Source organism: Brevundimonas sp. TSRC1-1 (genome assembly GCF_049898245.1).
Lineage (GTDB): Bacteria > Pseudomonadota > Alphaproteobacteria > Caulobacterales > Caulobacteraceae > Brevundimonas > Brevundimonas mediterranea_A.
In genome coordinates, this window is the sequence record NZ_JAFCXI010000003.1 from 493,786 (window position 1) to 517,383 (window position 23,598).

Here is a 23,598-nt window from a genome sequence, read left to right on the forward strand (position 1 = left end):
CAAGATGGCGCCAGTGCGGCGCATAAAAAAGGGCGGCGGATAGAAATCCGCCGCCCCGTAACCCTCTAATCCAACTTAGATCAGAACTGATAGCGCAGGCCCAAGCGGAGCGAGCGCGGAGATTGATAACTTCTCGGCAGCCCATAATAGGGCGAACGAGCAGTTAGGACATTGCCAGACGTACGGATCAGGCCTTGTTCAACAACACGAGTTGTCTCGTCATTGTCAAACACATTGAACACGTCCACCGATGCGCTCAACTTGCCGTAATTCGTTTCCGCGACCGTGTAGGTCAAGTTCAGGTCCATTTGATAGGTCCAAGGCGTTTCACCTTGGGAGCCCCGAGGCGTTTGGATCGAGCTGTTGTTCGGACCGAACGGGCAATACCAGCCCGAAGGTCCACCCGACTGCGGCGCAAGCGGATCGACGGCCAGCGGCACCCGCCCAATGCAACCATATTTACGGCCAGACTGTGCAGTGAAGTTGGCGCCCACGTTGAAGCGCTCGACCGGCGACCAGTTACCATACACCTTGAAAGTGTGAGCCCGGTGATTAGGCAGATACCCGAAAGATCCAAGTTGATTGGCAACGTGGTCGTAGTCTTGAGTCAGCGATGTATCGGTCTGGCCGATATCCGACTTAACAGCACCCTCATAGTTCCCCTCAGATTTCGCGAGTGTATACGAACCCGCCAATCCCCACTTGCCGTCATACTCACGACGGAACGTGAACTCCAATGCCTGGTAAGTCCGTTCAACCTCATCAAAACCAAGATCTTCAGCAGTTAGCTCAACCGTCTGCGGATTGTAGCTTGGGTTCGGATTGCCAGCTGCATCAGTGCGAGTGTCGCCTTGAAGGTCGATGTAAACCGTTGCCGCATCGCCCGGATTGATCAGAACGTAAGGGAAGAGTGAAGCAAAATCAGAGTCGCCAGGTCCCGATTGACCGCAAGCGATATTATTGCGCACGCAATAACGGACGACAGCGTCGCCTATTGCAGTGTCCTCGATTGTACTTTCGAGGTTACGGTAGATACCCCGTACACCAACCGACCAATCGGCTAACATTCCAGAGTCAAAGCTATGCTCGTACCCCAGAATAAACTCACGCTCATACATCGGCTTCAGATCAGCTTCCGTCACAGAGCGCGGGTCCGGCGCTCCAGGAGGGCTGAGATAATCAAGCTGATACAGCGCACCGAAGGTCGGGTAACCATTGGCGTCTAAGACCACGTTACCAGAGGCATCCCTCGTCGGACCGGCGTAATAGGCGTCGGTGTAAATCTCACCTGAAGACGCGCGAATCGACGTGTTGGTAGCAATCGGGAGATAGTAATCGCCCACCGATCCGTAAATCCGATCCGAACCGGTATCGAATGGATCCCAGTTAAAACCAATGCGCGGAGCCCACTGATCCTTAATATCGATGTAAGATTCACCATCAACATTGTTGTAAGTATAGCGGTCGTTTCGAACGCCAAGCTGTAAGCTGAAGTTGCTCGCCAAATCCCACGAGTCTTGAACGTAGAAAGCTGACTGTTCCCCTGTGAACGTGCCATTGTTGGCAAACGTGACTACGTTCAAACAGCCCTGCCCAGTGGGCGCGATACCGTCGCACTGCGCCGCAGTTAGAACGTTGTACAGGGCACCACCGGAGTAGGCGCTGTTCGCCGAACTCGTCAGATCTTCACGGTCATACCCAATCCGGACATGGTGTTCGCCAAACAGATTGAAGTAGAAGTCACCATCAACGCGATAGGTTTCGCGAATGTCTTCGCCTGCAAGACCATAGGGTCCAGCTTGCCGGCCGACCCCAACGTAACCCGGGCCACCCGGGCGGGCGTAATCATACACGCCGGGAAGACCAACTGGCGAACCGTAGTCGAGCTGGCTGTTTTCCAGCTTACCGTATAGCGCAGACAGCGTGAACCAGTCCGTGAACACACCCGTATACTTATAGATCTGCGTGAGACCGCCCGCATCTGAGTATAGCGGATCCGTGACGGACGTCAGGCCCTGGGACGTGGTCGCGCTATAAGTCCGCGTCTGGCTCTCGGTCGTCGTCTCATCGTTCAAGAATGTCGCTTCGATCCGATGATTGGGATTTATCACCAAGTCGAGCTTCAGAGCCCAACGCGGATCGTCATAAGACGAAATTCCTTGACTATACGTCGAGCCCGGAGTGATCGCGCCAGTCCCGGAGTTATAAGCGAACGACCTCGAGAGCGCCCCTTCGCTTTCAACGTCACGGACATTGTACGCACCAAAGAAGAACAGATGGTCTTTGATTATCGGCCCACCCAAGTAGGCCGTATAGTCTGTCAACTGCGAATATGAGTACTGGTTGTATACCTCCAGTCCGGCGGAGTTATTACCACCTTGCTGATACGAAGTACCCCGCGTCGCGCGAAGGCTATTCGGCGTGTGGAAAACGCTTAAGCCGCCCGTGAATTCGTTGGAGCCAGAACGCGTGACGATATTGACGACACCACCTGTTCCCCGACCAAACTCCGCTTGGTAGCCGCCGGTCTTGACTTCAATCGTCTGTATGAAATCGAACGGAACTTCACCATATCCCAAAAACGTGCGCTGGTCGGTTACGTTTAAGCCGTTAATGTAATACACGCTCTCAGCGGCGGAAGTACCCGAAACCGAAACCAAGCTTTGATTACGGCGAGAGCTTGCATTGATGGTTGCGTCGGGAGAGCTGGTGCCCGGCGTAAACAGCGTTACTGCGTTAATGCTGCGTCCAGTAGGCACCTTTTCTGCAAAATCCTGAACGTCTAGAGTTAGACCCGTATCAGTTGCATTAAAGTCGCGAACACGTCGCGCCGTCACGACAATATCCCCAAGCTCCGCCGCACTAGCTGAGCCCTCCGAAGACAGGGTGAAAGCATATGAGGAACTGCCCGGATTTACTGCAGCACGTTGTGTGAGCGTTTCGTATCCAGGTTGAGTGATGGTGATCGAATAGCCGCCAACCGGCAACGCGGGCATACGAAACGTTCCGTCGGCACCTGTAGTGGCCGTACGAACAGTGCCCTGCGGCGACGTTGCAGCCACGGCAGCGCCCGACACCGGCGCTCCCGAAGCATCCGACACGGTCCCTGAGAGGACACCGCTTGTGTAGTCCTGCGCGGAAGCGGTGGTCGGTGCGATCATGACTGCAGCCACCGGCAGAGCGGCCGCCGCAAAGAGGGCGAAGCCGCCCATCATCGTGCCCGCCAACAGGCGCTCTCGAATGGTTTGGATTTTCAAAATCAAGCCCTCCAAAACGCAGCAGCCGTCGCCCTTGACGCTGCCGCATAAACTCCACGCCCCCATGCGCGCAGATTGGAATCGACCTTAATCAGCATTGATGAGCACGCTACGTCTATTACAGCCCCGTAACCCTTTAGTCGCCGAGCTGTCGCAATTTGGCCACACGATGTCGCGCTAGACCCAATTAGGCCATAAGCTCGACTGTATGCGTCACAGTGCGGGACAATTTACAACTTGAGAGGCGAAATTGACACAATCTTACTACGGTTAGGCTCGGACGAGGATTATTGTTATGAATCCCAATCCAGTGTGGCGTAACCTCGTTATGCCTCTACCGCTGCACCACCACCCGACTTGCATACGGCGCCGGCTCCGGCGTGCAGGAGGCGGCGATCAACTGCGTCGCCATGAGACAGAGAAGGGCCGCCGCGATGGGCTGGAGCCGATTTGAGACAGCGAAGGCGATTGATCGGGCCATGGCGGGCGCTCCGGCAAGGGTTACCAAGAAGTTAAGGCAAGGCCCGCGCCAGATGCGAACAGGTCGGTGATGATTCCCTTCGTGCGTGAGTTCGGCTTCGCCTATGGACGGCGCGACCAGGTTTCGCCCCTGATCCAGCGGGTGATCGCGAACAATCCGGGGCCGTTCACCTTCACCGGAACCGGGACCTATGTGGTCGGACCGCCCGAGGCGGGATCAGCGGTCGCGGTGATCGATCCGGGGCCGCTGGACCCGGCGCATCTGGAGGTCTTGCTGGCGGCGGTCGAAGGGCGGACGGTCAGCCACGTGCTGGTGACCCATACGCACCGCGATCACGCTCCCCTCGCCCGCCCCTTCGCCGAGCGGACCGGCGCCGTAATCCTGGCCGCCCGACCGCCGGCGCAGGAGACGCACGCCTCGGGCGGACTGGACGAGGATGAGGACGCGGTCTTTGCGCCTGATCAGGTTCTGACGGGCGGCGAAATCATCGAGGGCGACGGCTGGACGATGGAGGCGATGTTCACGCCGGGCCATGCGTCAAATCACATGGCCTTCGTGCTGAGGGAGGAAAACGCCCTGTTCAGCGGGGATCACGTCATGGGTTGGGCGACGACGGTGGTGGCGCCCCCGGACGGAAACATGCGCGATTACATGGCCAGCCTGGATGCGGTGATCGCCCGGGACTTCGCCACGCTGTGGCCGACGCACGGGGCGCCGGTGACGCAGCCCGCCCCCTTCCTGGCCGCCTATCGCGCGCACCGGCTGGAGCGGGAGTCCCAGGTGCTGGCGCGGCTGCGGGCGGGGGACCGGAGCGTGGCGGAGATGGTGCCGGTGCTCTATGCGGTGGTGGATCAGCGGCTGTGGCCTGCGGCGTCCCTGTCGGTCCTGGCCCATCTGATCAAGCTGGTGGAAGACGGGGCGGCGACGGCGGAACCGGAGCCGGGCCTGAGGGCCGTGTTCGACCTGGCCTAGCGGATCTCCTCTTCCAGGGCGGTGACGATCCTGTTCATCAGGCGGCAGGTCGCGCCGCCGTCGGGGCGGGAGTCGCGGGCGGCGACGCGGATGTCGGTGCGGCCGGGGCGGATGCGGACGACGGCGTCATAGGCGAAGCCGAACCAGGCGCCTTCGTGAACGCCCTCGACCTCGAAGGTCGAGGCGCGGACGATCGGGAAGCCGGCGTCGACCAGGGCCGAGACGGCCTGCTGGGCCAGGACCTGGGTCGGGATCGAACGGGCGGCCGAACAGGATTCGGGGCCGGTCACGCCGGAGGCGTCCGGATGCAGGGCCGACAGGCGACTGTAGGCCGGGGGTTCGGCCACATTGGTGCTGATGTCGCGCGGGGACGGCTGGGCCAGCCGCCGCCCCTGATGCAGAAACACCGCCAGGGTCGCGCCGGCCAGGACCAGGGCGACGACGGCGAAGATCCAGCGCCGGCCGAGGTCTCGCAGCGCCAGGGCCAGCACGAGCAGGGCCGCCGCCATCCCGACCCAGGCCAGGCCTCGCGCCATGGTCCAGGTCATCAGGTCATAGGTGACGGCTCGATCGACGCCGCCGAACAGGGTCGCCGCCATGGCCGCGACCACCAGGACCGGGGCGACCGCCGTCAGGGCGGTCAACCCCGGGATCAGGGCGGGGACAGGCTTTTTCGACGACATCGGCGCTCCGGATCTTCAACCAGGCTGGATCTCTGGCAAGCGGTAGTCCTTCATCCGCTCGCGCAGAAGCTTCTTGTCGATCTTGCCGGTGGCGCCCAGCGGAATCTCGTCCACGGCGACCACGTCGTCGGGCATCCACCATTTGGCGATCTTGCCGTGCAGGAAGTCGAGATGCTCCTGCTTGTCCAGGGTCTCGCCGTCCTTGAGCCGCACGATCAGGACCGGCCGTTCGTCCCATTTGGCGTGGGCGGCGCCGATGACGGCGGCCAGTTCGACCTTGGGATGGCCGACGGCGATATTCTCGATCTCGATGGAGCTGATCCATTCGCCGCCGGACTTGATCACGTCCTTGGACCGGTCGGTGATCTGCATGAAGCCCAGGTCGTCGACCGTCGCCACGTCGCCGGTGTCGAAGAAGCCCTCGTCGTCGACGATGTCGCCCTCCTCGCGGAAATAGGCGCGGGCGACGGTCGGACCCTTGACCATCAGATGGCCGAAGGTCACGCCGTCGTGCGGCAGGGCCGCCCCGGCGTCGTCCTTGAGCTTCAGCTCGACGCCCAGCGGCGGCGTGCCCTGTTTGACGCGCCATTTCAGCTGTTCCTCGAACGGCTTGTCCGCCAGTTCGGGGGTCATGTTCGACAGGGTGCCGATGGGCGAGGTCTCGGTCATGCCCCAGCCCTGCAGCACCTCGATCCCATAGTCGTCGTGGAAGGCGCGGATCAGGCTTTCGGGCACGGCGGAGCCGCCGATCAACACGCGCTTGACCGTCGAGAGCCGCAGGTCGTTCTGCTTCATATGGCCCAGCAGCCCCTGCCAGACGGTGGGCACGGCGGCGGAGAAGGTGACCTTCTCGCTCTCCAGCAGTTCGTAGATCGAGGCGCCGTCCATCTTGGCGCCCGGCATGACCAGTTTGGCGCCGGCCGCCGGTCCGCCGAAGGCGATGCCCCAGGCGTTGGCGTGGAACATCGGCACGACGGGCAGGATCACCTCGTTGGGCGTGGCGCCCAGGACGGTGGACTGCAGGCCCAGCAGGGTATGGATGAAGTTCGAGCGGTGCGAATAGAGCACGCCCTTGGGATGGCCCGTGGTGCCCGAGGTGTAGCACAGGCCGCAGGCGGTCTGTTCGTCGAAGTCGCCCCAGACCACCTCGGCCGACTGACCTGCGATCACCGTCTCATAGGCCTCGGCCTTGGGCAGAGTCGTCTGCGGCATATGGGCGTCGTCGGTCATGATGATGACGCGCTCGACCTTGGGCAGGTGCGGCAGGATGGCTTCCAGCAACGGTACGAAGGTCAGGTCGGTGAAGATGACCCGGTCCTCGGCGTGGTTGATGATGTAGACCAGTTGCTCGGGGAACAGGCGCGGGTTCAGGGTGTGGCAGACCGCGCCGATCCCCATGACGCCGTACCAGGTCTCGATATGTTTGTCGGTGTTCCAGGCCAGGGTGGCGACGCGGTCGCCGGGCGCGATCCCCCAGGCCTTGAGGGCGTTGGAGACGCGCCTGGCCCGGTCGTGAATCCGGCCATAGGTGGTGCGGACGATCGGCCCCTCGACCGAGCGCGTCACCACCTCGCGGTCGCCGTGCCAGTGTTTGGCGTGGTCGATGATCTTGTCGACCGTCAGCGGCCAGTCCTGCATCAAGCCCAGCATGTCGTTTCCTGTTCCTATGGATGCGTCTGCTCGAGGCGACGCTTGCCCGGACGCTAACTTGGTTATCGGCGATAAGCAACGTGACCGAGGGAAGGGCCGGCGCGACGGATCGTCCCCGGATCGTCTGGCGGGGGCTGCTCGCGCAAGCCGCTGTGGCGCAGGCTTCGCCGACGTTCTAGAAGGCCGGCCATGACAATATTGATCGCGATCACGGGGGGCTCCGGCTCCGGCAAGAGCACCCTGGCCGAGGCCCTGGTCTCGGCCCTGCCGGAGGGCAAGGCGGTGCTGGTGCGCGAGGATTCCTATTATCGGGACGCGGCCTCCCTGCCCGGCTTCGACGCGGCGACCTTCGACTTCGACGATGTGGCGGCGCGCGACCACGCCCTGATGATCGCCGACCTGATGGACCTGAAGGCCGGGCGGCCGGTCACGGCGCCGGTCTATTCCTTCATCCATCACGGCCGCGAGCCGGGCGGCGAGCCGATCCCCGCCAGCGAGGTGGTGATCGTCGAGGGCACCCATGTGCTGTGCACCCCCGAACTGACGGCCCTGTTCGACATCCGGGTCTTCGTCGACACCCCGTCCGACATCCGTTTCATTCGCCGCCTGTTGCGCGACCAGTCCGAACGCGGCCGTTCGGCGGATTCGGTCGTGGCCCAGTATCTGACGACGGTGCGGCCGGGCCACGAACGGCTGACCGAGCCGTCGCGCACCCATGCCGACTTCATCATCGCCGACGCCACAGCGGCGGTGCGGCTGGAGGATCCGCAGGCCGTGGTGCGTCTGGCCGCGCCGGTCCTGGCCCATCCGCTGCTTCAGCCGCTGCTGGACGCCTAGACCCAGGGATCGTCGTCCGCGAAGACGGCGCCGGCGGCGGCCCGTTCGGCCTGGATGCGAACCTGCTCCGCCGCCTCAGCCCACTTGTCGGCCAGTATGGCGTCCATCCGGGCGCACTGGATGACCAGTTCCGCCCGCAGGCGGTCGTCTTCCGCCTGTTCTTCGGGACTGCGCCTTTCCGGCGGCGGCAGGCCGCGGCCGGGTCTGGGACGACGGGGTCTGGGACGGGCCATCAACGGCTCCTTTCAGGACAGGTCTGATCGTCCTCGCGCTTTCGCTGCGAAGTTCATGGAGGGCTGGGCGGGGCGCCGGGCCTTCGCCCGGAGTTTGATCTAGAAATACCGTTTCGACGAAGGTTTGACGCCCCGCGCGAATGGTTGGCCTGCAAGCTCGGGGCGCCGAGCGGTGGCGGTCTTATCGCCTAACCCCATAAGCCTGCGACGGGTCGGCGGTCCCTGCGAAGAACCGTCCCGAGTGCGATCGAGTATCCCCCTCGACCCTCCGCCGGCGCACCATGTGTCGCCGTCGGCGCGGAGGAGTTGCACCCCCGCTCCCGTTCCATCCGCTCCCGCCGCCGCAAGGTCGCAGGCCTTACGAGCCCTCCAAGCGACGAGACCGGGCGTGATTATAGGGGACGGGGGAGCCCTGGCGGGGAAGTCGGGGCGAGAATCTGGCAAGCTGTTGGAATTGCTGGAGTGAGGCCAGCGTCATTGTGACAGTTGGACCCGTTCGGGCCCCCTCCGTCACGGCGCTCTGCGCCGCGCCACCTCCCCCAGGGGGGGAGGAATGCGAGCACCGAAATCCTCCCCCCCTGGGGGAGGTGGCGCGGCGCAGAGCGCCGTGACGGAGGGGGCGACTCCGGCGGTGATGATGACCCTTGCTGGCTTCTGGAAGAAGACTTCCCTCTCCGACCCTGGTCCGCTGCGCGGACGCCGGGGATAGTCTCTCCCGCAAGCGGGAGAGGGTCTGGGGCGCGGAGCCGGCGTTCTACTGCGTGGTGACCGGCAGAGTGTCCTCGGCCCGGCCGTCGCCCTGGGGCGCGGTGACGCCCAGCATGCGGGCCAGGAAGGGCTGGACATCGACGCTGTCGAGGTCGGTCAGGCGGCGGCCGGGGATGACGCCGGGGCCGTGGGCGATGAACAGGGCCTGCATCTCGGGCACCTGATTGTCATAGCCGTGGGCGCCGCCGGGCCGCGTGACGGGCCGGTCGCGCGTGGCGGTCAGCCAGCCGGTCTCGACCAGGCAGACGATCCGGGCCACGCGCGGATTCGAGCCATAGACCAGGCGGGCGGGGACATCGGCCTTGTTCCAGCATTCCATGTGGGGGTGACGCCCGACCAGCTTCTGCTGCACCTCGGCCTCGCGGCCCGGCGCGGGATCGGCGGTCAGGACGGCGCCGCCATAACCGATCTGGAGCGCCGCCGGGTCGATGATGTCGTCGATCCACACCACCCGGTCGGGCGAGGTGGCGGCCATGCCGTGATCGGACACAAGGACCAGAAGCGTTCGGTCATAGAGTCCCCTCGCCTTCAGACCCTCGACCAGCCGACCGATGGAGGCGTCCACCGAGGCGACGGCGGCGCGGGTCTCGGCCGCATCCGGCCCATGACGGTGACCGGCGCTGTCGACGATGTCGAAATAGAGGGTCTCGAACCTCGGCCGCTGATCGGCGGGCAGGTCCAGCCAGGACAGGATCCGGTCCACCCGGGCGTCGCCCGACATCGACTGGTCGAAGGGCTCCCAACGACTGGGCCGGACACCGTGGATCTCGACCTCGGAGCCCGGCCAGAACATGGTCCCGGTGCGGACGCCCGCCTTTTCAGCCGAGACCCAGATCGGCTCGGCCTGGTCCCAGAAGCCGCTCTCCTTGCTGGCCATGGTGAAGACGCCCAGTTCGGCGTCGGTGAAGCGGTTGCCGACGATCCCGTGGTGGTCCGGGTGCAGGCCCGTCACCAGCGTATAGTGGTTGGGGAAGGTCACGCTGGGAAAGGACGGACGCATCGGCCCGAAGGCGCCGCCGGCGACCAGGCCATCCATGACCGGGGTCGCCCCCCGGCCCAGATAGTCGGGACGGAAGCCGTCGATGGAAATCAGAATCACCGGGTCCGGACGGTCGGCCTGAGTCGCAACGGCCGAAACGACCGGGGATTGCGTGACCGGCGCGGTCGAGGCCGGCGCCCCGGCGCAGGACGCAACCGCCAGTGCGGCGACGAGCGCCAGGCCGGAAACCAGGAAGCGGGACATGGGCGAACTCCGAAGCGACATGGAACCATTGCCTAAACTTAATGGACGACAACCGCGCGACGGCTTGTCGGAACGGCGTTCGCGGGCCAAGCTCGCCTCATGGAAACCGTCATCGAAATCCGCGGCCTGACCAAGACCTATGGGACGGTCAGGGCCCTGGACGGCCTGACCCTGTCGATCCCGCGCGGCGGGGTCTATGGCATTCTGGGGCCGAACGGCGCCGGCAAGTCGACCCTGTTCCGCACCCTGCTGGGCCTGATCCGCCCGACTGCGGGCGAGGCCACGGTCATGGGCGGGCGGATCGGCGATCCGGCGGCGACGCGGCGCATGGGCGCGATGATCGAAACCCCGCGCTTTCCCCCCTTCATGACGGCGCGCCAGGTGCTGGTCTGGCTGAGCTACGCCCACGGCGGCGTGCCGACCGCCGAGATCGAGGCCTGGCTGAAGCGGGTCGGCCTGGCCGAGGCGGCGGACCGGCGGGTGCGCGGCTTCTCGGTCGGCATGCTGCAGCGGCTGGGCGTGGCGGCGGCCCTGATGACCAGGCCCGACCTGGTCATCCTGGATGAACCGACCAGCGGCATGGATCCGCCCGGCATTCAGGAGATGCGGGCCCTGATCCGCAGCCTGGCCGACGACGACGGCGTGACCGTCATCCTGGCCAGCCACCAGTTGCAGGAGGTCCAGCGCGTCTGCGACCGCGTCGCCATCTTCAACAAGGGCAAGGTGATCACCGAGGGTCGGGTCTCGGACCTGACCGCCTCGGGCGAGCGGCTGCGCCTGTCGGTCACGCCCCTGGCCAGGGCCCTGGGCGTGCTGGGCGACCGGGCGACGCTGGACGGCGACGCCCTGATCGCCGCCGTGCCGCGCGCCGAGGCGGCGGCGACGATCCGCGCCCTGGTCGAGGCGGGGGTCGAGATCGAGGAGGCCCGCTGGATCGGCGCCGACCTGGAAGACGTCTTCATGAGCGAGACCGGCTGGACCGGGGTGCAGGGCGCGCCTGTGAAGGGGACCGATCATGCTGGTTGATGCGCTGAAATCCGAGGCCTATCGCGTCTCGCGGAACCGGACGGCGGTCTTCTGCAGCGTCCTGCTGACGCCGCTGCTGTTCATCATCGGCGGCGTGGCCTTCCACATCATCACCAAGACCAAGGGCGACGCCCTGGCGGCCAAAGCCAGTCTACCCGCCGAGATGGGAAATCAGCCGGTCAATCTGGCGGACGCCCTGGGCTTCACGGCCACCTACGGCGCGAACGGCGTGCTGCTGGCCTTCATGCTGCTGGCGGCGGCGACCGTCTACGCCGGCGACTATCGCTGGGAGACCTGGCGTCTGATCAGCGCCCGCAACGGCCGGCCCTGGCTGATCCTGGGCAAGATCGGGGTGATGAAGGCCCTGGCCATGATCGCCATGCTGGCCATGCTGATCGCCGCCTTCGTCTTCTTCATCTCCCAGGCGGTGGTGACCGGGCGGCCGATGGCGTTCGACCTGACCGATTTCGACCTGGGCCAGTTCCTGCTGCTGTGGCTGTTGTCCCTCATCCGCATCGTTCAGTACGGCCTGATCGCCCTGCTGGCGGCGGTGGTCAGTCGCTCGCTGCTGGCGGCCCTGTTCGTGCCCTGGGCCCTGGGTTTCGCCCAGTCCATCCTCGGAGGACCGCTGACGCCCGTGATCGGCTGGGCGCCGACCGACTGGGCCGCCCAGCTGCTTCTGCCGGGCCTGGCCTATGACACGCTGAAGGCCGCCGTCTCTCCCGGCCCCATGCCCCTGCCCGAAGGCGTGGTCATGAAGGCGATCGTCAGCCTGACCCTGTGGTGCGTCGTGCCGGTCGCGGCCTCTATCGCCTGGTTCCAGCGTCAGGATCTGTCGAAGGAATAGGCGGAGGCGGGCTGCGCGCGCCTTCCACCACCAGCCAGTCGCGGAAGGCGTCCACAGCGGCGTCCCGGCGGCCCTCGGGACGCAGGAAGGCGAACCAGGACGGACGTTCGACGAAGCCGAACGGCGCCGCCAGCCGCCCCGCCACGACGTCCGGCGCCACAAAGGCCCAGGGCGCAATGGCGACGCCCATGCCCGACACGGCGGCCTCGACCATCGAGTGATTATGCGCGAACTCGCGCTCCACCCTGGCCGGGGGCAGGTCCAGGCCCACCAGGGCGGCCCAGGCCGGCCAGGCGCGACGGAAGGTGGCCGAGCGCAGACGCGGGGCGCCGGCCACGGCCGCCAGGGTCGGCAGCCGCGCCATCACCTCCGGGGCCCCGACCGGTCCCTGATGCTGGGGCAGGAAACGTGTCGCCTCGGCGCGCGGATGAACCTGGTCCGGCTCAACAATCCGGATCGCCCCGTCGAATCGATCGCGCCGATAATCGACCGGCGAATAGGATTCCAACAGCCGCACCCGAACCTCGGGATGGGCCTCGAGAAAATCCGGCAAGCGAGGGATCAGCCATTTCAGTGCGAAGGTGCCCGGGCAGGAGATCTCGATCTCTCGCGCGGCGCCGTGGCGGGTCGCCTGGACCGCGTCGGTGATAGCGCCGAAGGCCGGGGTCAGGCGCTCGGCCAATTGCGATCCCGCCTCGGTCAGGACCAGGGCGTGACGCGGACCGGACACCAGCACCACGCCCAGCGAGGCCTGCAAGGCCGCGATCTGGCGACTGACCGCGCCATGGGTGACGCAAAGCTCGGCGGCGGCGCGGGTCATGCTGCCGTGGCGGGCGAAGGCCTCAAAGGTGCGCAGGGCGTTCAGCGGCGGCGGCGCGGCGGGTTTCATGTGACTTCCCCTCACAGACCCCTGCCCGCTTAATCGATTTCGGCCTCCAGGGAAATCGGCTCCAAACTGGTCATGCCTCAGTTCGACCCGCCGCCGCGCCCGCCCCGCCGCACCCGCCTGGACAAGATGGTCTACGGCCTGTGCGTTCTGCTCATATGGATCCTGGCGCTGGGCGAGGCCTTCACCGGCTAGAACCGCTTCTCCATGAAGACGTCGGCGCGGGCGTAGGGGGTCGGGCGGGACGGCAGATGGAGAAAGCCGAAGCTTTCGTACAGGGCGATGGCCGGCTTCAGGGCGCTGTTGGTTTCTATAGAATACGGACGCCGTCGAACCGGTCGCGCTGATAAATCGCCGGCTCCTTGCGTTCCGACAGTCGCCGAAGATTTAGAGGGGCGTCGGAAGCGGCCATGCTTCTCGAGCGCGATCGACGGCCTCGGTCAAGTCCGCTTTCACCCCGCCCCGCTCAGCGCAAACCTTGGCCAACCCCGGATAGTCGAAGGTCGCCGGATCGCTCAACACCGCTCGAAGTTCATCTGGCCAAGTAGCGATGCCCATTTCGTCCATCTGCTCTCCTCGCGGCAGATTCCACCGCCAAGTCGTATCGGCCTGTCCTGCATCTTCAACACAAGCTCGCTCTTCAAACCGCAGCCGTGCCTGGGCCTTGAACCACAGTCTCCGGTTCAGATCCGTCGGCTGCGCAGCAAATGACGCGAACAGAAGACATCTACCGGTCAAGTCATGATGCTTAGAGATGAGCGCAGCCAACGCGGCGGTCTCCGCCTTGGCGCTTCCGCTGTTCACGGTCTCAGCTACGGCCGTCTCGCCACTCTCCACACAGGGATTATCCGGCTGCTCCAACCAACCTGGCTGCCTAGGCGTGGGCAGTAGGTAGAGCGGCGACAAGGCAACGCTCAGCACAATCAACGGAGACTGAATCGCCCAGTCCTTCGCGGTAAATCGAGGGGGCGAGGCGACAGTCACCTCAGCAAGGTCTGACGCCATAAAACAGGGCGGATCCAACCCGCGGCCACACAACATATCTCCTGCCGGAATGACGCCGTCCAAGAGGATACTTTCTCCGCTCCTCATCACCCCAGTCGTTAGGGCGCCGCGTTGAAAAATGGCCCCGGCAGAAAGGCCGTCGGTCGCCACAGTCTGAAACGACCGGGTCGGCACGCAGCCACCGAGCAAGGCGCAAAGGAGCGTGGTCAGAATCAGGCGGCTCATACTTTGAGCATGGCTTAGCTGCGCCTCCCCATAAAGCAAAAGGCGGTCCGCTGCCCCGGCCACCATTTCCGCGTGTGGAGATGCTGCCCAATCCCCCGTCTTCGGCGCAGCGTAAGAAGACCGAAGCCATAGCTCTCGGCTAGGATGTGGCGATTAATCACTCGGTTTTGGCGCTGGGCGAGGCCTTCACCGGCTAGAACCGCTTCTCCATGAAGACGTCGGCGCGGGCGTAGGGGGTCGGGCGGGAGGGCAGGTGGAGGAAGCCGAAACTTTCGTACAGGGCGATGGCCGGCTTCAGGGCGCTGTTGGTCTCGAGATACAGATGCGCCGCCTCCGCCTCGCGGGCCGCCGCATCGCAGGCCTCCAGCAGACGCCGCGCCAGGCCCAGACCGCGCGCAGCGGGCGTCACCGTCATCTTCGACACCTCGAAGCCGTCAGGAATACGGATCAGGGCGCAGCAGCCGACCGCCTCCCCGTCCCGTTCGGCGATGAAGATCCGTCCGCCCCCGGCGATGAAGACCCCGTGCGGGTCGTCGATGGAGCGCCGATCCTTGGCCTCGATGGCGAAGCCGCCCTCGGCCAGCCAGGCCTCGTTCAGCCGCGCCCAGGCGGCGGCGTGGTCGGGGCGGTATTCGACGATGGCGACGGTCATCCGCGCCTCTTGCCCCATGTCCGCTCAAAGCAAAAGGGCGGCCGGATTGCTCCGGCCGCCCTTTCGAACATCAGTCTCGTCAGAGACGAAAGGCTCAGGCCTCGTCGTCGCCTTCGAAGGCCAGGACCGGACCGGAGTCCTTGCCCTTGGCTTCGACGTCGCGATCGACGAACTCGATCACGGCCATCGGGGCGTTGTCGCCGTGGCGGAAGCCCGCCTTCATGATGCGGATATAGCCGCCGTTACGCTCGCTGTAGCGCGGGCCGAGCGTTTCGAACAGCTTGCCGACTTGCGGCACGTCGCGAACCTGGCTGATGGCCTGACGACGGGCGTGCAGATCGCCCTTCTTGGCCAGGGTGACCAGCTTCTCGACGAAGGGACGCAGTTCCTTCGCCTTGGGCAGGGTCGTGGTGATTTGCTCGTGCTTGATCAGCGAGGCGGCCATGTTCGCGAACATGGCGGTGCGGTGGCTGGTCGTGCGACCGAGTTTACGATGGGCGGCGCCGTGGCGCATCTGGGTCTCTCCTACTCCGGAACCGGTATCCCAACAGGGACCTGGAACCGTAATCTTCTAACCGCCCCGGCATTCTCCCGAGGGAGACGGGCGGAGGGTTGAACTTAGATCTGGTCGTCGAACTTCTTGGCCAGATCTTCGATGTTTTCGGGCGGCCAGTTCGGCACGTCCATGCCGAGGCTGAGGCCCATCGTCGCGAGAACTTCCTTGATCTCGTTCAGCGACTTACGGCCGAAGTTCGGGGTGCGAAGCATTTCGCCCTCGGTCTTCTGGATCAGGTCGCCGATGTAGACGATGTTGTCGTTCTTCAGGCAGTTGGCCGAACGGACCGACAGCTCCAGCTCGTCCACCTTCTTCAGCAGGGCCGGGTTGAAGGGCAGGTCGGGCTTGCCGTCCGACTGCTCGACAGCCTTCTTGGGCTCTTCGAAGGTGATGAAGATCTGCAGTTGGTCCTGCAGGATGCGCGCGGCGTAGGCCACGGCGTCAACCGGCGTGACCGCACCGTTGGTTTCGACTTCCAGCAGCAGCTTGTCGTAATCCAGCGACTGGCCCTGACGGGTCGGCTCGACGCGATAGGCGACGCGCTTGACCGGCGAATACAGGGCGTCGACGGCGATCAGGCCGATCGGCGCATCTTCCGGACGGTTCAGCTCGGCGGCCACATAGCCCTTGCCGTTCTGGACGGTCAGTTCCATGCGGACCGACGCGCCGTCGTCCAGGGTGCAGATGACGTGATCGGGGTTCAGAACCTCGATGTCCGCCGGCACGTCGATCTGGCCGGCCGTCACGGCGCCGGGGCCCGTGGCGCGCAGGGTCATGCGCTTGGGGCCTTCGGCGTGCATGCGCAGCGCCAGTTGCTTGATGTTCAGGACGATGTCGACCACGTCTTCCCGAACGCCTTCCAGCGACGAGAATTCATGGACGACGCCGTCGATCTGGATGGCGGTGACGGCCGCGCCTTGCAGCGAGGACAGCAGAACGCGACGGAGCGCGTTGCCGAGCGTCACGCCGAAGCCACGTTCGAGAGGTTCGGCCACCAGGCGCGCCTTGCGCTGGGCGTCGGAACCGATCTCGATCTGCGGCTTCTCGGGACGGATCAGCTCTTGCCAGTTTCTTTCGATCATTTTGTCCCTCGAACGGGTTTCGTAGACTCCGGCCTTGTCGACGAGGCCATGGTGGAGCCGACGGAGATGGGGGTGCTGTAGGCGGTGTCGCTTAGACGCGACGACGCTTGGGCGGACGGCAACCGTTGTGCGGCATCGGCGTGACGTCGCGGATGGTGGTGATCGTCAGACCGACCGACTGCAGCGCGCGCAGGGCCGATTCACGGCCGGAACCCGGACCCGAGACATTCACTTCCAGCGTCTTCACGCCGTGTTCCTGCGCCTTCTTGCCGGCGTCTTCAGCCGCCATCTGGGCGGCATACGGGGTCGACTTACGCGAGCCCTTGAAGCCCATGTGACCGGCCGACGACCAGGAAATCGCATTTCCCTGCGCGTCGGTGATGGTCACCATGGTGTTGTTGAAGCTGGCGTTCACGTGGGCGACGCCCGAGGTGATGTTCTTGCGCTCGCGCTTCTTTACGCGACCCGGTTCCTTGGCCATGTGTCTGTCTTACTTCTTCTTGCCGGCGATCGGCTTGGCGGGACCCTTGCGGGTGCGGGCGTTGGTGTGCGTGCGCTGACCGCGGACCGGCAGGCCCTTGCGGTGACGCAGGCCGCGGTAGCAGGCCAGGTCCATCAGACGCTTGATGTTCATCGACGTCTCGCGGCGCAGGTCGCCCTCGACCGTATGATCCTTGTCGATCGTTTCACGGATCGACAGGACTTCGGCGTCCGTCAGCTGGTTCACCCGGCGAGCCGGCTCGATGCCGACCTTCTCGGTGATGTCCTTGGCGGCGGCGGGGCCGATGCCATGGATGTACTGAAGCGCGATTTCAACGCGCTTGTTGGTCGGGATGTTGACGCCAGCAATACGGGCCACGAAATTCTCCAGATACGCGTTAGTCAGACGCAACAAACGCTCCGGTTAACAAACCAGGAGCGTGGCGCCCTTCGCGGGAAGGCGCCCTTATACAGATGATTCACATCGCGTCAACGCCTGGTGGATCGAAGACAAGCGAAGGCCGCTGCGACTTGGATGCCCGGTGTGCGTGCGGACGTCAACGCGGCCGATTGCCGAAGTCGATTCCCACCACCAGCCTCTGGCCCTCGACCGGACGGCCGTCCTCTGTCGGGGGCAGGACGCGGAACTGATCGACCAGGCGCAGGGCCGCCTCGCCGAAGCCCAGACCCGCCGGCGTCTCGCTGATCACCCGGCAGTCTTCCAGCCGCTGGTCCAGGCGAACGACACAGGACAAGGCCGCATTGCCGTATCGGCTGCGCGCCGCCCGGGGGTGGTTGGCGCGGATTTCCGACACGGGCGGAGAGCGGAGCACCCGCGCCCGGGTGGAGCCGGCGCCCGGCCCTGAGCCCGATCCGGCCCCGGATCCGCTGCCGCTCCCCTGCCCGCCCTGGCCGAAACCGGCCGCCGGCGAAGGCGCGGGCGCGACGCCGACGACCGGGGCCGGCTCAGGCGCCTGTTTGGGCGGGGCGGGCAGTTCGACAGGACGCGGCTGTTTCAGCGGCGGGGGCGTGTGGATGCGCGACGGCGCGGCTGGGGCGCCTCCCCCGATCTCCGGCGCAGGCGGCTCAAGCGAGATCGGCGGCGGCGGCTCATAGAGCAGGACTTCGACCGGGCGGGGCTGCGTCCCCAAGGTCTCCGGCGCCCTGCCCTTCACCTGGCCCAACAGAAGGAACAGGCCGATCTCGACCACGGCCACGCCGCCGAAAACGACGAAGGCGCGCCAGCGTCTGCGGGCGCGCCTTCTTTCATGAGGGGTCTTGGCGTCAGGCATCGGTCGTCTAACGCCCGACGCCCGGTTTGGTCACGCCAGAGCTTCGTCGATCGCCTTGGCGACGGAGTCGATGGAGCCCATGCCGTCCGCTTCGGTCAGCTTGCCCTGGGCTTCATAATAGGGAAGCAGCGGGGCGGTGTTGCGGTTGTAGGCGTCCAGACGCACCACGAAGGTGTCGGGATTGTCGTCGGGACGGCCCTGTTCGGCGTAGCGTTTGGCGATCCGCTCCAGCAGGGCCGAGTCGTCGACCTTCAGCCGCACCACGGCGTCGATCTGGGCGCCGCGCTTGGCCAGCATGGCGTCCAGGGCCTCGGCCTGGGCCACGGTGCGGGGGAAGCCGTCGAAGATGGCGCCGCCGGCGGCCTCGGCCTCCGGCAGGCGATCCTCGATCAGGGCGATGACGATCTCGTCCGTCACCAGATCGCCGCGCGCCAGCACGTCCTTGACCTTGAGCCCCAGTTCCGAGCCCGAGGCGATGGCGGCCCGCAGCATGTCGCCGGTCGAGAGCTGGACCATGCCCCGCTCTTCGACCAGCCGCTTGGCCTGTGTCCCCTTGCCCGCCGCCGGCGGTCCGAACAGGATCAAGTTCACGCGTAGGCCCTCCCCAGGCTTCTTGTAGTCAACTCAGCGCCGCACCGGAGTGGGCGCGCCACGACCGCCGCGACCGCGCAGCTTGGCCTTCTTGATCAGGCCCTCGTACTGGTGCGCCAGCAGTTGGGACTGGATCTGGGCCACAGTGTCCATCGTGACCGACACGACAATCAAGATAGACGTTCCGCCGAAGTAGAGGCTGTTGCCCATCTGGGCGACCAGGAACTCGGGCAGCAGGCAGACGGCGGTGATATAGGCCGCGCCGATCACCGTCAGACGGGTCAGGACATAGTCCAGATACTCGGCCGTGCGCTTGCCCGGACGGATGCCCGGCAGGAAGCCGCCGTACTTGCGCAGGTTCTCGGCCGTGTCCTCCGGGTTGAAGGTGATCGAGGTGTAGAAGAAGCAGAAGAAGATGATCAGGGCGGCGTACAGGGCCATGAACAGCGGCTGGCCGTGCGTCAGCTGCGACGTGACCAGCGGCAGCCAGCCCAGATAGTCGGGCAGGTCCGCGTTGGCGGTCAGGCTGGCCACCGTGGTCGGCAGCATCAGCAGGGACGAGGCGAAGATCGGCGGGATGACCCCGGCGGTGTTGACCTTCAGCGGCAGGAACGAGCGTTCGCCCCCGGCCATGCGGTTGCCTTCCTGGCGCTTCGGATACTGGATCAGAAGCCGGCGCTGGGCGCGTTCCATGAAGACGATGAAGACCACGGTCGCCACGGCCAGAACGGCGATGAACAACAGGGCGAAGGCGGACATCTGACCCTGCTGGGCCAGGCCCAGCATGCGGGCGATGGTGGACGGCAGGACCGCCACGATGCCGGCGAAGATGATCAGCGAGATGCCGTTGCCGACGCCGCGCGCCGTCACCTGCTCACCCAGCCACATCAGGAACATGGTGCCGCCCGTCAGGGTCACGACGGTCGAGACCAGGAAGAAGATCCCCGGATTGTCGACCAGACCCGGCTGGGCGTTCAGGCCCGCCGCGATGCCCAGCGACTGGGCCAGGGCCAGGAACACCGTCAGATAGCGGGTGTACTGGTTCAGCTGCTTGCGGCCGCTCTCGCCGCCTTCCTTCTTCAGCTTTTCCCAGGGCGGATACACGGTGCCCATCAGCTGCACGATGATCGACGCCGAGATATAGGGCGCGACGTTCAGCGCGAAGATGGCCATCCGCTCGACCGCGCCGCCCGAGAACATGTTGAACATGTCCAGGATGCCGCGCTGACCCGAAGGGTCCTGGAAGAATTGCAGGAAGGCCTGCGAATTGATGCCCGGGATCGGAACGTAAGTCCCGATGCGATAAACCAGCAAGGCGCCCAGCGTGAACAGCAGGCGCTTGTGCAGCTCGGTCGCTTTCGCGAACGAGCCCATGTTCATATTGGCGGCGAGTTGTTCTGCGGCCGAAGCCATTATGCGTCCCCACGACTGACAGAGTCGTCAGATAGGCGGAAAGCGGCCCTCATGCGAGGGCCGCTTCCGTTGTTTCGTCGTCGCAGGTGTAATCAGGCCACGGCCTAGTCCAGCCGCGACGACGCGTTGCTTAGGCCTTGGCGGCGGCGCGCTTGGTGCGGGCCGAGATCTTGTTCTCGTCGCCGCGCGGGGCCTTCGGAGCCGGAGCCTTGCCCTTGGCGGCGTTGCGCTTCTCGACGCGCGCAGCGGCCTTGGCTTCGGCTTCGATACGTTGTTCCAGCACGGTGCCGCCAGCGGCTTCGATGGCCTTCTTGGCGCCGGCGGTGGCCGACCAGACGACCAGGTTCAGGGCTTGCTTGACTTCACCGGTGCCCAGCAGACGCACGCCGTCCTTGACGCGACGGATCACGCCGGCGGCGACCAGGGCGTCGCCCTTCAGTTCCGACTTGGCGTCCAGCTTGCCGGCGTCGATGGCGTCTTGCAGGCGCCACAGGTTCACTTCGGCCAGCTTCAGGGCGTTCGGGTTGTTGAAGCCGCGCTTGGGCATGCGCATGTACAGCGGCATCTGGCCGCCTTCGAAGCCCAGCAGGCTGACGCCGGTACGCGACTTCTGACCCTTGACGCCGCGGCCCGAGGTCTTGCCCTTGCCCGAACCGGGGCCACGGCCGACACGCATGCGCTTCTTGTGCGCGCCTTCGTTGTCGCGGATTTCGTTCAGTTTCATATGCCTGATCCTTTCGGGTTCTAGCGCCCGGACATCGTCCGGACTCGGCGTTCAAAGTTTATCGTCTCCCTCCCCCTCGGGGGAGGGTGGTCGGCGGAGCCGACCGGGTGGGAAGGGCTCGGCGAGCCCGTCCCGGATATCTCAAGGTCGGGCGCTATAGCGGCTCCCCGAACAGCAGTAAAGGCGACTCTTGCGAGCCGCCCCCACCTGGTCGCTTGCGCGACCTGCCCTCCCCCGAGGGGGAGGGAGAGTCTTTCGTCTTACTTTTCGACGATCTCGGTCAGGTGGGCGACCTTGGCGATCATTCCACGAACCGAAGGCGTGTCCACCAGGGTCGATTCACGGCCCAGGCGGTTCAGACCCAGGCCCACCAGGGTGGCGCGCTGGTCGTTCTTGCGGCGGATCGGCGAACCGGTCTGCTTGACGGTGACGGTCTTTTGCTCGGCCATGATTAGGACTCCACAGCTTCGGGCGCCGAGGCGCCGTCGTTGCGACGGCCCATCAGATCCGCGACCTTCTTGCCGCGCTTGGACGCGACCTGACGGGGCGAGGACTGGACCTTCAGCGCTTCGAACGTCGCGCGGATCATGTTGTAGGGGTTCGACGAGCCGGTCGACTTGCCCACGACGTCCTGGACGCCGAGGGTTTCGAGCACGGCGCGCATCGGACCGCCCGCGATGACGCCGGTCCCGGGAGGGGCGGCGCGCATCATGATCTTGCCGGCGCCCCAACGGCCGTTGCCGTCGTGGTGCAGGGTGCGGTTCTCGCGAAGCGGAACGCGGATCATGGTCTTCTTGGCTTCCTCGGTCGCCTTGCGGATGGCTTCCGGCACTTCGCGCGCCTTGCCGTGACCGAAACCGACGCGGCCCTTGCCGTCGCCGACGACCATCAGGGCGGCGAAGGAGAACCGACGGCCGCCTTTGACGGTGGCCGCAACGCGGTTGATGTGAACCAGCTTCTCGACGATGTCCGAATCCGGACCGTCGACAGCGGGACCGTTGCGATTGTCACGACGGTTGCGATCGTTACCGCCGCCGCCGCGCTGGGGTTGATGCGCCATGCTTCGCGTCCCTTAGAAGTTCAGGCCGGCTTCGCGCGCGGCTTCCGCCAGCGCCTTGACCCGGCCGTGATAGATGTACTCGCCACGGTCGAAGACGACGTCCTTGACGCCCTTCTCGATGGCGCGTTCGGCGATCAGCTTGCCGATCGCTGCGGCTGCGGCCGTGTCCGAACCGCGCTTGCCCTTGCCGCCTTCCAGCGACGAGGCCGCAACGACGGTCACGCCCTGGGCGTCGTCGATGATCTGGGCCGAGATGTTCTTGTCCGAACGGTACACCGACAGGCGCAGACGGCCGTTGGCGACGGCCTTCAGGCGGCGACGGGTGCGCTCCGAGCGGCGCTTGGCTTGTTGTCGAAGAGAAAGAGCCATGACTTACTTCTTCTTGCCTTCCTTGCGACGGACCTTCTCGCCCGCGTAACGGACGCCCTTGCCCTTGTAGGGCTCCGGCGGACGCAGCTTGCGGATGACCGAGGCGATCTGACCGACAGCCTGCTTGTCCGAACCCAAGATCTTGATCTCGGTTTGCTTCGGAACAGCGAAGCTGACGCCGGCCGGGGGATCGATGTCGACTTCGTGCGAGAAGCCGAGCTGCAGCGACAGGGCGTTGCCCTTCATCGCGGCGCGGTAACCGACGCCGACCAGCTCAAGCGACTTCTCGAAGCCGGTGGTGACGCCGACGACCATGTTGTCGACCAGCGTGCGCGACAGGCCCCACATCGCGCGACCGCGTTGCGTGTCCGACCGCAGGCCCAGCGACAGTTCGTCGCCTTCCCGGGTGACTTCGATTTCCTCGGCGACGGTCCAGGAGCTCTCGCCCTTGGGGCCCTTCACGGAGACGGTCTGGCCGTCGAGCGTGACAGTCACGCCCTTCGGCACAGCGATGGTTTTCTTGCCAATACGGGACATATCAGTAGACCCTGCAGAGGACTTCGCCGCCGACGTTGGCGTCGCGGGCAGAAGCGTCGGACATGACGCCCTTCGAAGTCGAGAGGATCGAGATGCCGAGGCCGTTCTTGACGGGCTTCAGATCGCCGATCGCCGAATAGACGCGGCGGCCCGGCTTGGACACGCGCGCGATCTCGGCGATGACGGGCTGGCCGTCGAAGTACTTCAGCTCGATCTCGAACTGCGGAAACTCACCCGGATTCTGAACCAGGTTGTAGCCGCGGATGTAGCCTTCGTCCTGCAGCACGTCGAGGACGCGCTGGCGCAGACGGGAAGCGGGGGTCAGCACCTTGGAACGCTTGCGGGTCGCCGCGTTCTTGATGCGAGCGATCATGTCGCTCAGGGGATCGTTGATCATCATGTCTGTTCGCTCCCCTTACCAGCTGGACTTGGTCAGGCCAGGGATCTGGCCCTGGTTGCCGAGTTCGCGCAGCGCAATCCGGCTCATCTTGAGCTTGCGATAGAACGCACGCGGACGACCGGTCACTTCGCAACGGTTGCGAATACGGGTCGGCGCGGAGTTGCGCGGCAGTTCAGCCAGCTTCAGGCGCGCGTCGAAACGCTCCTCAAGCGGCAGGTTTTCGTCGTTGGCGGTCGCCTTCAGGGCGGCCCGCTTCGCGGCATACTTCGCAACCAGGGCCTTGACGGCTTCGTTGCGGTTTACGGCGCTCTTCTTAGCCATTGTTCTCT

26 protein-coding genes are annotated in these 23,598 nt (G+C 65.2%); 4 read left to right on the plus strand and 22 right to left on the minus strand.

Features of this window, described 5'->3' with window-relative positions:
• Window positions 1-80: 80 nt before the first annotated feature.
• Window positions 81-3,257, minus strand: coding sequence for a TonB-dependent receptor (locus ACP7CK_RS12395; RefSeq protein ID WP_426026190.1), 3,177 nt, complete (start codon window positions 3,255-3,257; stop codon window positions 81-83).
• Window positions 3,258-3,807: 550 nt separating this feature from the next.
• Between ACP7CK_RS12395 and ACP7CK_RS12400 the strand changes: the two genes are divergently transcribed.
• On the plus strand, window positions 3,808-4,710 hold the full coding sequence (locus ACP7CK_RS12400; RefSeq protein WP_426026356.1) for an MBL fold metallo-hydrolase: 903 nt from the start codon (window positions 3,808-3,810) through the stop codon (window positions 4,708-4,710).
• Here the strand turns inward: ACP7CK_RS12400 and ACP7CK_RS12405 are convergent.
• Window positions 4,707-5,393, minus strand: coding sequence for a DUF1499 domain-containing protein (locus ACP7CK_RS12405; protein ID WP_426026191.1), 687 nt, complete (start codon window positions 5,391-5,393; stop codon window positions 4,707-4,709). The two genes, ACP7CK_RS12400 and ACP7CK_RS12405, sit on opposite strands and share 4 nt — an antisense overlap.
• Before the next feature lie 15 nt (window positions 5,394-5,408).
• On the minus strand, window positions 5,409-7,043 hold the full coding sequence (locus ACP7CK_RS12410; RefSeq protein WP_426026192.1) for a long-chain-fatty-acid--CoA ligase: 1,635 nt from the start codon (window positions 7,041-7,043) through the stop codon (window positions 5,409-5,411).
• Window positions 7,044-7,232: 189 nt separating this feature from the next.
• Between ACP7CK_RS12410 and udk the strand changes: the two genes are divergently transcribed.
• On the plus strand, window positions 7,233-7,880 hold the full coding sequence (gene udk, locus ACP7CK_RS12415) for a uridine kinase (protein ID WP_426026193.1): 648 nt from the start codon (window positions 7,233-7,235) through the stop codon (window positions 7,878-7,880).
• On the opposite strand, the gene ACP7CK_RS12420 is transcribed toward udk, so the two are convergent.
• Entirely contained in the window at window positions 7,877-8,113 is a 237-nt protein-coding gene (locus ACP7CK_RS12420; RefSeq protein WP_426026194.1) for a hypothetical protein, read from the minus strand. The genes udk and ACP7CK_RS12420 overlap by 4 nt on opposite strands.
• Window positions 8,114-8,867: 754 nt before the next feature.
• On the minus strand, window positions 8,868-10,124 hold the full coding sequence (locus tag ACP7CK_RS12425) for an ectonucleotide pyrophosphatase/phosphodiesterase (RefSeq protein ID WP_426026196.1): 1,257 nt from the start codon (window positions 10,122-10,124) through the stop codon (window positions 8,868-8,870).
• A 99-nt stretch (window positions 10,125-10,223) separates the two neighbouring features.
• Between ACP7CK_RS12425 and ACP7CK_RS12430 the strand changes: the two genes are divergently transcribed.
• Together ACP7CK_RS12430 and ACP7CK_RS12435 are read left to right on the plus strand one after the other, a co-directional pair.
• On the plus strand, window positions 10,224-11,150 hold the full coding sequence (locus tag ACP7CK_RS12430; RefSeq protein WP_008260680.1) for an ABC transporter ATP-binding protein: 927 nt from the start codon (window positions 10,224-10,226) through the stop codon (window positions 11,148-11,150).
• Entirely contained in the window at window positions 11,140-11,997 is an 858-nt protein-coding gene (locus ACP7CK_RS12435; RefSeq protein ID WP_426026197.1) for a hypothetical protein, read from the plus strand. Before ACP7CK_RS12430 ends, ACP7CK_RS12435 begins: the two co-directional genes overlap by 11 nt.
• Here the strand turns inward: ACP7CK_RS12435 and ACP7CK_RS12440 are convergent.
• From ACP7CK_RS12440 to rpsN, 17 genes are all read right to left on the minus strand, one after another.
• Window positions 11,957-12,886 carry a LysR substrate-binding domain-containing protein gene (locus ACP7CK_RS12440; RefSeq protein WP_426026198.1) on the minus strand — a complete coding sequence of 310 codons (930 nt, stop codon included), beginning with the start codon at window positions 12,884-12,886 and terminating at the stop codon, window positions 11,957-11,959. The two genes, ACP7CK_RS12435 and ACP7CK_RS12440, sit on opposite strands and share 41 nt — an antisense overlap.
• A 384-nt stretch (window positions 12,887-13,270) precedes the next feature.
• Window positions 13,271-14,113 (minus strand): hypothetical protein, encoded by an 843-nt coding sequence (locus ACP7CK_RS12445; RefSeq protein WP_426026199.1) that lies wholly within the window; start codon window positions 14,111-14,113, stop codon window positions 13,271-13,273.
• A gap of 193 nt (window positions 14,114-14,306) precedes the next feature.
• A complete protein-coding gene (locus ACP7CK_RS12450) occupies window positions 14,307-14,765 on the minus strand; it encodes a GNAT family N-acetyltransferase (protein WP_426026200.1) in 459 nt (152 codons plus the stop codon).
• A 94-nt stretch (window positions 14,766-14,859) separates the two neighbouring features.
• Window positions 14,860-15,279: a 50S ribosomal protein L17 gene (rplQ, locus tag ACP7CK_RS12455; protein WP_035307159.1), complete on the minus strand. Its 420-nt coding sequence runs from the start codon at window positions 15,277-15,279 to the stop codon at window positions 14,860-14,862.
• A 104-nt stretch (window positions 15,280-15,383) separates the two neighbouring features.
• Window positions 15,384-16,403, minus strand: coding sequence for a DNA-directed RNA polymerase subunit alpha (locus ACP7CK_RS12460; RefSeq protein ID WP_183194957.1), 1,020 nt, complete (start codon window positions 16,401-16,403; stop codon window positions 15,384-15,386).
• 91 nt (window positions 16,404-16,494) lie between these two features.
• Window positions 16,495-16,884: a 30S ribosomal protein S11 gene (rpsK, locus tag ACP7CK_RS12465; protein WP_008264180.1), complete on the minus strand. Its 390-nt coding sequence runs from the start codon at window positions 16,882-16,884 to the stop codon at window positions 16,495-16,497.
• Between the two features lie 9 nt (window positions 16,885-16,893).
• The gene (gene rpsM, locus ACP7CK_RS12470) at window positions 16,894-17,262 is read right to left on the minus strand and encodes a 30S ribosomal protein S13 (protein ID WP_026108555.1); all 369 of its coding nucleotides are present in this window, start codon (window positions 17,260-17,262) and stop codon (window positions 16,894-16,896) included.
• A 178-nt stretch (window positions 17,263-17,440) separates the two neighbouring features.
• Complete coding sequence (locus ACP7CK_RS12475; RefSeq protein ID WP_292148865.1) at window positions 17,441-18,175, minus strand: energy transducer TonB; 735 nt, start codon at window positions 18,173-18,175, stop codon at window positions 17,441-17,443.
• Window positions 18,176-18,205: 30 nt separating this feature from the next.
• Window positions 18,206-18,766: an adenylate kinase gene (locus ACP7CK_RS12480; RefSeq protein ID WP_008260031.1), complete on the minus strand. Its 561-nt coding sequence runs from the start codon at window positions 18,764-18,766 to the stop codon at window positions 18,206-18,208.
• 33 nt (window positions 18,767-18,799) lie between these two features.
• On the minus strand, window positions 18,800-20,179 hold the full coding sequence (secY, locus tag ACP7CK_RS12485) for a preprotein translocase subunit SecY (protein WP_008262163.1): 1,380 nt from the start codon (window positions 20,177-20,179) through the stop codon (window positions 18,800-18,802).
• Between the two features lie 130 nt (window positions 20,180-20,309).
• Complete coding sequence (rplO, locus tag ACP7CK_RS12490; RefSeq protein ID WP_008260404.1) at window positions 20,310-20,903, minus strand: 50S ribosomal protein L15; 594 nt, start codon at window positions 20,901-20,903, stop codon at window positions 20,310-20,312.
• Window positions 20,904-21,163: 260 nt separating this feature from the next.
• Entirely contained in the window at window positions 21,164-21,352 is a 189-nt protein-coding gene (rpmD, locus tag ACP7CK_RS12495; protein WP_008258716.1) for a 50S ribosomal protein L30, read from the minus strand.
• A gap of 2 nt (window positions 21,353-21,354) precedes the next feature.
• The gene (rpsE, locus tag ACP7CK_RS12500; protein ID WP_008262674.1) at window positions 21,355-21,963 is read right to left on the minus strand and encodes a 30S ribosomal protein S5; all 609 of its coding nucleotides are present in this window, start codon (window positions 21,961-21,963) and stop codon (window positions 21,355-21,357) included.
• Between the two features lie 12 nt (window positions 21,964-21,975).
• Window positions 21,976-22,332 (minus strand): 50S ribosomal protein L18, encoded by a 357-nt coding sequence (gene rplR, locus ACP7CK_RS12505; protein WP_008259637.1) that lies wholly within the window; start codon window positions 22,330-22,332, stop codon window positions 21,976-21,978.
• A 3-nt stretch (window positions 22,333-22,335) separates the two neighbouring features.
• The gene (rplF, locus tag ACP7CK_RS12510; protein WP_035307166.1) at window positions 22,336-22,869 is read right to left on the minus strand and encodes a 50S ribosomal protein L6; all 534 of its coding nucleotides are present in this window, start codon (window positions 22,867-22,869) and stop codon (window positions 22,336-22,338) included.
• Between the two features lies 1 nt (window position 22,870).
• Window positions 22,871-23,269 (minus strand): 30S ribosomal protein S8, encoded by a 399-nt coding sequence (gene rpsH / locus ACP7CK_RS12515; RefSeq protein WP_008262310.1) that lies wholly within the window; start codon window positions 23,267-23,269, stop codon window positions 22,871-22,873.
• Window positions 23,270-23,284: 15 nt separating this feature from the next.
• The gene (gene rpsN, locus ACP7CK_RS12520) at window positions 23,285-23,590 is read right to left on the minus strand and encodes a 30S ribosomal protein S14 (protein WP_008259854.1); all 306 of its coding nucleotides are present in this window, start codon (window positions 23,588-23,590) and stop codon (window positions 23,285-23,287) included.
• Between the last annotated feature and the right edge of the window lie 8 nt (window positions 23,591-23,598).